Origin of the sequence: Asanoa sp. NPDC050611 (genome assembly GCF_040654855.1) — a bacterium.
GTDB lineage: Bacteria > Actinomycetota > Actinomycetes > Mycobacteriales > Micromonosporaceae > Asanoa.
The window spans coordinates 1-9,380 of the sequence record NZ_JBFAIU010000300.1; the positions used below are offsets into that span (position 1 = coordinate 1).

At 72.7% G+C, this 9,380-nt stretch carries 9 protein-coding genes; 5 read left to right on the top strand and 4 right to left on the bottom strand.

Annotated elements, in window-relative coordinates; genetic code table 11:
* The 3 genes from AB0H87_RS32355 to AB0H87_RS32365 all read left to right on the top strand — a co-directional run.
* Positions 1-585, top strand: a 585-nt coding sequence (locus tag AB0H87_RS32355) for a hypothetical protein (RefSeq protein ID WP_360154280.1), incomplete at its 5' end; no start/stop codon positions are given.
* Positions 586-604: 19 nt separating this feature from the next.
* On the top strand, positions 605-2,233 hold the full coding sequence (locus AB0H87_RS32360) for an FAD-dependent oxidoreductase (protein WP_360154282.1): 1,629 nt from the start codon (positions 605-607) through the stop codon (positions 2,231-2,233).
* Positions 2,234-2,256: 23 nt separating this feature from the next.
* Positions 2,257-4,347, top strand: a complete 2,091-nt coding sequence (locus AB0H87_RS32365; protein ID WP_360154285.1) for an exo-alpha-sialidase — start codon at positions 2,257-2,259, stop codon at positions 4,345-4,347.
* Between the two features lie 15 nt (positions 4,348-4,362).
* Here AB0H87_RS32365 and AB0H87_RS32370 read toward each other — a convergent pair whose 3' ends face one another.
* Genes AB0H87_RS32370 through AB0H87_RS32380 form a run of 3 tightly spaced genes read right to left on the bottom strand, consistent with a single transcriptional unit; the run spans position 4,363 to position 6,925 of the window.
* Positions 4,363-4,935: a hypothetical protein gene (locus tag AB0H87_RS32370; protein WP_360154288.1), complete on the bottom strand. Its 573-nt coding sequence runs from the start codon at positions 4,933-4,935 to the stop codon at positions 4,363-4,365.
* 28 nt (positions 4,936-4,963) lie between these two features.
* Complete coding sequence (locus AB0H87_RS32375) at positions 4,964-6,112, bottom strand: zinc-dependent alcohol dehydrogenase (RefSeq protein ID WP_360154291.1); 1,149 nt, start codon at positions 6,110-6,112, stop codon at positions 4,964-4,966.
* A 45-nt stretch (positions 6,113-6,157) separates the two neighbouring features.
* Positions 6,158-6,925 carry an alpha/beta fold hydrolase gene (locus AB0H87_RS32380; protein ID WP_360154294.1) on the bottom strand — a complete coding sequence of 256 codons (768 nt, stop codon included), beginning with the start codon at positions 6,923-6,925 and terminating at the stop codon, positions 6,158-6,160.
* An 86-nt stretch (positions 6,926-7,011) separates the two neighbouring features.
* Between AB0H87_RS32380 and AB0H87_RS32385 the strand changes: the two genes are divergently transcribed.
* Positions 7,012-8,019, top strand: coding sequence for a YihY/virulence factor BrkB family protein (locus tag AB0H87_RS32385; RefSeq protein ID WP_360154297.1), 1,008 nt, complete (start codon positions 7,012-7,014; stop codon positions 8,017-8,019).
* Here the strand turns inward: AB0H87_RS32385 and AB0H87_RS32390 are convergent.
* Positions 8,016-8,585, bottom strand: a complete 570-nt coding sequence (locus AB0H87_RS32390) for a TetR/AcrR family transcriptional regulator (RefSeq protein ID WP_360154300.1) — start codon at positions 8,583-8,585, stop codon at positions 8,016-8,018. The two genes, AB0H87_RS32385 and AB0H87_RS32390, sit on opposite strands and share 4 nt — an antisense overlap.
* An 89-nt stretch (positions 8,586-8,674) precedes the next feature.
* Between AB0H87_RS32390 and AB0H87_RS32395 the strand changes: the two genes are divergently transcribed.
* Positions 8,675-9,337 (top strand): MBL fold metallo-hydrolase, encoded by a 663-nt coding sequence (locus tag AB0H87_RS32395; protein WP_360154303.1) that lies wholly within the window; start codon positions 8,675-8,677, stop codon positions 9,335-9,337.
* Positions 9,338-9,380 lie beyond the last annotated feature (43 nt).

Here is a 9,380-nt window from a genome sequence, read left to right on the forward strand (position 1 = left end):
GTACGCCGGTACGGGCTCGACACGCACACCCGGCCGATCGTCGACGCCCTGCTGCGGCTGTTCCTCGACGAGTGGACCGCGCACAGCCACGTCCGGGAGAACTACCCGGTCGTGCCGGGCGAGGACGTGCGGCCGCTCGCGGCCCGGTCCGACGGGCTGATGGGCTGGGGCGGCCTGCTCGGTTACCTGGCCATCCAGGAGCTCGCCGACCCGCGCCCCGACGGCTGGCGGTTCGCACACCCGGGCCGGCCCGCGTCCGTGGACGGGCTGGCGCTGGCGGAGGGGCGGCTGGCCGTGCGCGCCGGTGAGCGGCTCGTCGTCGCGCTCGACGAGCGGCCGCTGCTCGACGCGCCGGCCGGCGTGACCGTCACCGGCTACGAGCGCGGGCCGGACGTCGTGCGCCTGCGGTTCTCCGGGGCCGGCGACGGCCTCACGATCGCCGTGCCGCCCGCCGCCGAGAGCCGGTCCGAGGTGAACGTGCGGGTCGGCGACCACACCGCGACGCGGGTGGTCGAGGCCGGCGGTGTCGTGCGGATCGCGGTGCCCGGCGAGCACACCGCGTGCGTCGCGGTGGAAATCCGATGAAACGAGAGAGTGGTAAGGCGTGACAGGTGGCAAGAACGTCCGCACGGCAACGCCTGCGGTCGACGTGCTGGTCGTCGGCGGCGGGCTCGGCGGCGTCGCGGCGGCGCTGGCCGCGTTGCGGCGCGGGCGCAGTGTCCTGCTGACCGAGGAGACCGACTGGCTCGGCGGCCAGCTGACCAGCCAGGGCGTCCCACCGGACGAGCACCCCTGGATCGAGCAGTTCGGCGCCACCCGCTCGTACCGGGCGCTGCGCGACGCGATCCGCGACCACTACCGGACCTGGTACCCGCTGACCCGGGCCGCCCGCCTGACCCCGGACCTCAACCCCGGCCAGGGCCGGGTGAGCCGGCTCTGCCACGAGCCGCGGGTGGCCGCCGCGGTGATCGCCGCACTGGTCGGCCCGTACCAGGCCGCCGGCCGCCTGACCATCTGGTACGGGCACCGGCCCGTGGCCGCCGAGGTGACCGGGGACCGGATCCGCGCGGTGCTGTTCGAGGGCCCGGACGGCCGGCGCGTCGAGGCGGGCGCGCCGTACGTCCTCGACGCGACGGAGCTCGGTGACCTGCTGCCGCTGGCCGGCGTCGAGCACGTCACCGGCGCGGAGGCGCGGTCCGAGACCGGCGAGCCGAACGCGCCCGAGCACGCCCAGCCGGGCAACCAGCAGGCGTTCTCGTGGGTCTTCGCGGTGGAGCACCGCGCCGGCGAGGACCACACGATCGACCGGCCGGACCAGTACGGCTTCTGGCGCGACTACCGGCCGCCGTTCTGGCCGGACCGGCTGCTGAGCCTGGTCGCACCGGACCCGCGGACGCTGGCGGCCGTCCAGCGGTCCTTCGTGCCGCACTCGTCGAGCGGGCCGGTCGTCGCCGACCAGAGCCGGGACCCGGGCGACAAGGACCTGTGGGCGTTCCGCCGGATCCTGGCGCGGGACATGTTCGAGCCGGGGTTCGCGGACAGCGACGTCACGATCGTCAACTGGCCCATGATCGACTATCTGCCCGGCCCGCTGGTCGGTGTCTCCGACGACGAGCGCGACAAGCACCTCGACGGCGCACGGCAGCTCTCGGCGAGCATGCTCTACTGGCTGCAGACCGAGGCGCCCCGGCCGGACGGCGGCACCGGCTGGCCCGGGCTGCGGCTGCGGCCCGACGTCATGGGCAGCACCGACGGCCTCGCCAAGGCGCCGTACATCCGGGAGTCGCGGCGTATCCGGGCCCGGCGCACCGTGGTCGAGCAGGACCTGTCATACGCGGTGCGGGGCGAGCGCGGCGCCGTCGCCTACCCGGACACGGTCGGCGTCGGGATGTACCGCGTCGACCTGCACCCGTCGACCGGCGGCGACACCTACATCGACGTCGCCAGCTGCCCGTTCCAGCTGCCGCTCGGGGCCCTGCTGCCCGTCCGCGTCGGCAACCTGCTCGCGGCCGGCAAGAACATCGGCACGACGCACATCACCAACGGCTGCTACCGCCTCCACCCCGTGGAGTGGAACGCCGGCGAGGCCGCCGGCGCGCTCGCCGCACACTGCCTGGCCCACGGCCGCGAGCCGGCCCAGGTGCACGACGACCCGACCCTGCTCGAACAGTTCCAGGCGGAGCTCGTGGCCGACGGCTTCGAGCTGGCCTGGCCTCAGGTACGCGGCTACTGACCCATCCACCCGTAAGGAGCAGCATGGCGCACGCACGGATCGGACGTCGACAGTTCACGATCGGGATCGCGGCCGGCGCGGCCGCGGCGGGCGGTCTGCCGGTGCTGGCGAACCCCGGCCCCGCCGCGGCGGCCACGCGGCCGCAGCCGTCCTTCACCGAGACGACGCTCTGGGACTCCGCGGTCGACCCGCTGGAGAACTACCACGTGCACGGCCTCGCCGTCCTGCCCAACGACACGATCCTCGCCGCCACCGAGGGCCGCTACGAGGTCTGCGACGCCGGTCCCCGCGACATCCTGCTGCGGCGCAGCACCGACGGCGGCGTGACGTGGGGACCGACCCAGACCGTGGTGCCCTCCGTCGACGGGCAGTCCTGGGGCAACCCGGCGTTCGTCGTCGACCGGCACACGGGCGAGGTGTTCCTGTTCTACATGCTCTCGCTGCGGTTGCCGGAGAACACGTCGTGCTCGGGGGACAGCGGTGACCTCTACGTCGTGTCGAGCCGCGACGACGGCGCCACCTGGAGCGCGCCGCGCAGCCTCTCGGGGCTGTTCGACCACTTCCCGTACGAGTGGGCGCTGCACGGACCCGGCCCCGGACACGGCATCCAGCTCGACGACGGGCGGCTGCTGCTCAACGTGCTGCACCGGCGGGTCATCGTCGGCAACACCGTCGCCGAGCGTTACTACGGCGTCGCCGGCATCCACAGCGACGACCACGGCCGCACCTGGCAGGCGACCGGCGCGGTGCCGGTCGCGGTGGACTACCCGATCAACGAGGCCCGGGTGGTGCAGCGACGCGACGGTGCGGTGCTGGTCAACGGTCGCGCGGCGTCCGGCGGTAACCGCCAGCGGATCGTCTCGATCAGCCAGGACCGCGGGCTGACCTGGTCACCGGCCAAACTGGACGGTGCGACCGGCGTGTTCAACGCCGTCGACGCCGGGTTGGCCCGCTACACCGGCGGCCCGCGCAGCCCCGAGGTCGACCGGATCCTGTTCAGCCGGCCCGACTCGCCGATGCGGTGGAACATGACCGTGTCGGTCAGCTACGACGAGGGTTACTCGTTCCGCTACAGCCGGGTCGTGAACCCGAACCGGTCCTACTATTCCGACCTGGCGCGGCTGTCCGACGGCACGATCATCCTGCTGTACGGCTGCGACGGCGACATTCCCAGCGCGCCGCGCCGGGTGGCGGTGTGCCGGTTCAACCTCGAATGGCTCACCCGCGGGCGGGACAGCCTGGCCGGCGGGCCCGGGCTGCGTTCGCATTCCTTCGATTTGGGCGCCGCGGTCACGGGCGCTCACCGGTCGGCCGGCACGGTGGCCGTGGTCCGCGAGCCCACCGCCCGCGGCGGGGCACGCTCGGTCTGGACGCCCACGGCGGTCGGCGACTTCATCGAGTTCCCGGTGACGGTCGGGCGCGGCGGCGCGCTGGAGGCGGTGCTGCGGTACTACCGCCCGCTCGACGGCGGTGTCGTGACCGTCACGATCGACGGCGTGACACCACGTAGGTCCACATTCGACGGTTCCGCCGAGAGCTCCGAGGGTTACGACGTGCTCGACCTCGGTGCGGTCCGGCTGCGGCCGGGGCGGGCGAAGGTGCGCTTCACGCTGGTGAGCCCCGGCCGGCGCGGCGGCACCCGGGTCAGCCTCGACGAGCTGACGCTGGTCGAGGGCCCGCCGGCGGACGTCCGCGAGGACGTGACGGTCGACAACGGCGAGCTCGGCTTCGAGACCGTCGCCGGCAGCTGGTCGGCGGGCACGGGCGTGGCGGGCTACTACGGGTCGAACTACCTGTCGCGGGCACCCGGCACGGGCGCCAACGAGGTGCGGTGGCGGCCGGCGCTGCCGGGTGACGGCGCGTACGAGGTCCTGGTGTCCTACGCGCCGGCCTCGAACCGCGCGACCGACGCGCCGTACACGGTCACGCATGCCGATGGGACCGACGTGGTGCGGGTGGACCAGAGGGTGCCCGGCCAGCCGGAGCCGCGGGGTGGCCTGTGGGTGTCGCTCGGGGTGTTCCCGTTCGCGGCGGGCATCGACGGTTCCGTCTCGCTGCGCGACACGGCCAGTGGCTACGTCATCGCGGACGCGGTGCGCTTCGTGCGCAGTTGACCCATCGGCCTGAGTTCAGCGGCGGCCGTGGGCGGCGCGTCGGACGACCGTGACGGCGAGCGCGCCCGCCAACACCCAGGGCGCCGCCACGATGATCGGGTCGAGCGGATGGTGCACCCGGTCCGCGCGTTGCCCGCGCAGCCGGGAACTGAGGCCGTGGTGGGTGAACTCGCCGAGCACACCGGTCTCGGTGATCGGGTTGTCGGGTCGGGTCGACACGAACGAGCGCAGCGTGCTCTCCACCGTGTCGACCCGGTCGGCCGCCAGCAGCAGCAGCCAGTGCGCGGCCCGGCCCTCGCTGTACGCCCGGTAGGCGTGCTTGCGCATCGCGCCCGACAGGCCCTTGGGCGGGCAGGCCGTGCCGAAGACCGGGGTGAGGAACTTGTGCTCGTTCGACCGCTCGCGCGGCCACTTCTCCGGCTGGCGCGCCGGGAACTCCCACCGCGCCTCGCTCGCCCCTGGGTCGAACCGCTCCTTCGGCACCGACGGTCGGTCCTTCGGGTCGAGGTCGGCACCCCAGCCGGGGATGCGGGCGCGCAACTCGTCGCTCGACTCGGCGAGCTTCGGCTTGTCCGGCGTGTAGGCCATGGTTCGCTCCGGGGTCTGCGGCCCAGTCTCAGGCGGCGCTGGGCACGATGATCGGTTTGATGCAGCCGTCGAGCTTCGCGGAGAAGACGTGGTACGCCTCGGCGATGTGCTCGAGCGGGAACCGGTGGGTCACGATGTCGCTGGGCTTGAGGTAGCCGTTGCGGATGTGCTCGAACAGGCGCGGCCACTGCCGTTTCACCGGGCACTGGTTCATCCGGAGGGTGAGGCCCTTGTTCATCGCGTCGCCGAACTTGACGGCGCTGAACATCGGGCCGTACGCGCCCATCACCGAGACCGTGCCGCCCTTGCGCACCGAGTCGATGGCCCAGTTGAGCGCGACCGGGGAGCCGCCCTGGAGCTTGAGCTTCGTGGCCGTCACGTGTTGCAGGAAGTTGCCGTCCGCCTCGGCGCCCACCGCGTCGATCACGACGTCGGCACCGAGATGGTCGGTGAGCTTCTTCAGGTGCACGACGATGTCGTCGTACTCGGTGAAGTTGTACGTCTCGGCGTGCGCGAACTCCGCCGCCTTGGCCAGCCGGTAGTCGAGGTGGTCGATCACGATGACCCGACCGGCGCCCATGAGCCAGGCCGACTTGGCGGCGAACAGCCCCACCGGCCCGGCGCCGAAGACCACGACCACGTCCCCCTCGGCGATGCCGCCGAGCTGCGCACCGAAGTAGCCGGTGGCCAGCGCGTCGGTCAGCAGCAGGGCGTCCTCCTCGGCCAGCCAGTCGGGAATGACGCTCGGGCCGACGTCGGCGAAGGGCACGCGGACGTACTCGGCCTGCCCACCGTCGTAGCCACCGCAGGTGTGTGAGTAGCCGTAGATGCCACCGACCGCCGTCGCGTTCGGGTTGACGTTGTGGCAGTTCGCGTACATGCCGCGCGCGCAGAAGTAGCACGAGCCGCAGTAGATGTTGAACGGCACCATCACCCGGTCCCCCGGCTTCAGGTTCGCCACCGACGGACCGACCTCGTCGACCACGCCGATGAACTCGTGCCCGAACGTCATGCCGACGCGGGTGTCCGGCATCATGCCGTGGTAGAGGTGCAGGTCCGAGCCGCAGATCGCGGCCCGCGTCACCCGCACGACGGCGTCGTCGGGGTGCTCGATCGACGGGCGGTCCTTCTCCTCCACCCGGATCCGGTACGGACCGCGGTAGACCATCGCACGCATCAGCAACCTCCGGCGTCACGGACGGCTCGGCGTCCCTGGCTGCGGCTACCCGTTCGACCGGGCCTCAAACGGGGCCGCCGTGGAGCGCAGGAGTCGCGCGACCCGTTCGGCGACCGGTGCGGGGTCGGTGGCCACCACGTTGTGCGGTGCCCGGGCGATCGTCGCGGTCGGTCCGAGCCGGGCCGCCCACGCCGCCGGCACGACCGGGTCCCGGCCGCCGCGGACGACCAGGACGGGCATCCGGAGCCGGTCGACGTCGCGCTCGATCGCGTTGTGTACCGAATGGCCGAGCGTACGGAGGATCCGCCGTGGCCCGGCGTCCCGGACGTCGCGGGCGAACACCGGCACCTGCCACGCCGGCTCCCGCGGCACGTCCCGCAGCCAGCGCAGGATCTGCGCCGAGCGGCTGCGGGCCGCCGGGTCGCTGGTCGGCGCGGCGAGCACGACGGCGGACACCCGCCCGGGGACCTCTACGGCGGTGGCCGCCACCACCTCGGCCCCGAACGAGTGCCCGAGCAGGCAGACCTCGGCCAGGTCGCGGGCGGCCAGCCAGGCGGCCAGGTGCCGGGCATGCCCGCGCACGTCGAGCGCCGCCGCCGGCTTTTCGCTGCGCCCGAAGCCGGGCAGGTCGATCGCGTGGACGGGATGCCGGTCCGCGAGCGCGCGGGCGAGCCGGAGCAGATAGCGGTGTGAGACGGCGAGACCGTGTACGAGCACGACCGGCGTCGCACCCGCGGGTCCGGCGAACGCCCGGTGGTACGTGCGGAGGCCGTCGACGACGGTCCAACCGGACATGCCGGCGTCAGCACCCACGCATCGCCGATACCCTCGCCGGTCCGAGCCAAACGGTGGTTTGCGGCGCGGCCGGTGGGGCATCGCCTCCCGCGGAGGTACGGACGATGACGAGTGACCGCGATGTTCCACGGGAGACGGACGACGACCGTGGCAAGCTGCCCCGGCAGCCCACCGCCGACGACGGCCCGGACCAGCTGACCGCGCTGCCGAAGAGGTCCTACCTGGGCGCCCTCAAGCGCACGGCCAGGGAGTTCGGCGACGACTCCCTCACGGTGTGGGCGGCCGCACTGACGTACTACGGCGTTCTCTCGATCTTCCCGGGCCTCCTGCTCATCGTCACCTGCCTGCGGCTGTTCGGCCCGGACACGGTGCGGTCCGTGACGGAGAACCTCGCCGACATCGCACCCGGCCCAGTCGCGTCGATCCTCGGCGGCGCGGCCGAGAGCCTCCAGCAGGGCCAGCAGGGCACGGCGGGACTGCTCGCGGTGGTCAGCCTCCTCGGCGCGCTCTGGTCGGCGTCCGGTTACGTCGGCGTCTTCATGAAGGCGTCCAACGTGGTCTACGACGTGCCCGAGGGCCGGCCGGTCTGGAAGACCCTCCCGATCCGGATCGGCATCACGATCGTGACCGGCGTCCTGCTGGTGCTGTCCGCGCTGATGGTCGTGTTCACCGGCCGGCTGGCGGAGCAGGTCGGCCAGGCGCTGGGCCTCGGCTCGTCCGTCGTGACGGTCTGGAACATCGCGAAGTGGCCGGTCCTGGTCGTCATCATCAGCCTGCTGTTCGCGATCCTCTACTGGGCGTCGCCCAACGCCAAGCACGGCGGTTTCCGCTGGGTCAGCCCGGGCGGCCTGCTGGCCGTGGTGATCTGGCTGATCGCCTCCGCCGGGTTCGCCTTCTACGTCGTGAACTTCGGCTCCTACAACAAGACGTACGGCAGCCTCGCCGCGGTGATCGTCTTCCTGATCTGGCTGTGGATCAGCAACCTCGCGATCCTGCTCGGCGCCGAGTTCGACGCGGAGCTGCAACGCAGCCGGGCCGTCCACGCGGGTCACCCGGAGGCGCAGGAGCCTTACCTGGACCTCCGGGACACCCGCAAGCTGCGCAACAGCTAGCGGCGCGCGTCCGCGCTGAGGGCGTCCGCGAGGCGGGCGATGCCGAACTCGTAGGCCTCCTCGATGTCGCCGCCCAGGTTGAAGCCGCCGCCCAGCTCCATGCTGATGAAGCCGTTCGCCCAGGCCGTGATCATGCGGGCGGCCTCGAGGGCGTGCGCCGGACCGGCGAGGTCGGCCGCGACGCGGAGCACGGAGGCGCTGGCGCGCAGCTGTTCGTCCGGGTCGAGCTTGCGGGTCTCCGGCCCCCAGCCGAGGATCAGCCGGAACCCGGCCGGACGCGCGTGCGCGAACGCCCGGAACGCCCGGGCCAGTTCGCCGAGGTCCGCGCGCGGGTCGGCGCTGCGCACGACCGCGTCGAGGCGGTCGCTGAGGTCCCGGACCGTTGCCCGCGCGACCAGGCCGACGAGATCGTTGCGGCTGCGTACCCGCTTGTAGAGCGACGGCGCGCGCACCCCCACGCGGTCGGCGACGGCCTGCATCGTCAGGCCGGCCAGCCCGTGCGACTCCAGGATCTCCCGCGCGGCGCGGACGATGTCCTCGAGCGAGGTCCGATCGGGGGTGGGCATCCGCACCGTCCTTCCCGGCATGGCTATTGACCTTAGCCATGATGGCTATGTACCGTAGCTATCGTAGGCGAGCACGGGGAGGCCACACAATGAAACTTCGTCCGCATCTGCACCGCATCGGCAACGACCTGGTGGCGGCTTACCTGATCGAGACCGACGAGGGCATCACCCTCGTGGACGCCGGCATCGCCGGCCAGTGGCAGGACCTGACCGCCGAGCTCGACAGCATGGGCCGCTCGCCGGGCGACATCCGTGGTGTCGTCCTCACGCACGGGGACACCGACCACATCGGCTTCGCCGAGCGGCTGCGCCGCGAGCACGGCGTCCCGGTGTTCGTGCACCGCGCCGACGCCGCCCGCGCCCGTGGCGAGGTAAAGACCAAGCCGAGCTGGGGCAAGGTCAGGCCCGGTGCCACGGCCGGCTTCCTCTGGTACACGGCCCGCAAGGGCGGCCTGCGTACCACCTATCTCACCGACGTGGTCGAGATCGACGACGGTGCCGTGCTCGACCTGCCGGGCGCGCCGCGGGTCATCGGGCTCCCGGGCCACTCCCCCGGCAGCATCGCGGTCCACGTGCCGGCGGTCGACGCCGTCTTCGTCGGCGACGCGTTGACCACCCGGCACGTGCTGACCGGCCGGACGGGGCCGCAACCGGCGCCGTTCACGGACGAGCCGGCGCAGGCCCTGTCCTCGCTCGACCGCCTCGCGGCGCTGGATGCGACCTGGGTGCTCCCGGGTCACGGCGCGCCGTAGGGCGTGGGTGGCGCTTTCTCGACTGCGGCCGTTCTTCGGGGAT

What these genes read in the sequence shown, in the direction of transcription:
- AB0H87_RS32365 (WP_360154285.1), top strand. Translation starts at nt 2,257, where the DNA reads ATGGCGCACGCACGGATCGGACGTCGACAGTTCACGATCGGGATCGCG.
- AB0H87_RS32370 (WP_360154288.1), bottom strand. Translation starts at nt 4,935, where the DNA reads ATGGCCTACACGCCGGACAAGCCGAAGCTCGCCGAGTCGAGCGACGAG.
- AB0H87_RS32375 (WP_360154291.1), bottom strand. Translation starts at nt 6,112, where the DNA reads ATGCGTGCGATGGTCTACCGCGGTCCGTACCGGATCCGGGTGGAGGAG.
- AB0H87_RS32385 (WP_360154297.1), top strand. Translation starts at nt 7,012, where the DNA reads ATGACGAGTGACCGCGATGTTCCACGGGAGACGGACGACGACCGTGGC.
- AB0H87_RS32390 (WP_360154300.1), bottom strand. Translation starts at nt 8,585, where the DNA reads ATGCCCACCCCCGATCGGACCTCGCTCGAGGACATCGTCCGCGCCGCG.
- AB0H87_RS32395 (WP_360154303.1), top strand. Translation starts at nt 8,675, where the DNA reads ATGAAACTTCGTCCGCATCTGCACCGCATCGGCAACGACCTGGTGGCG.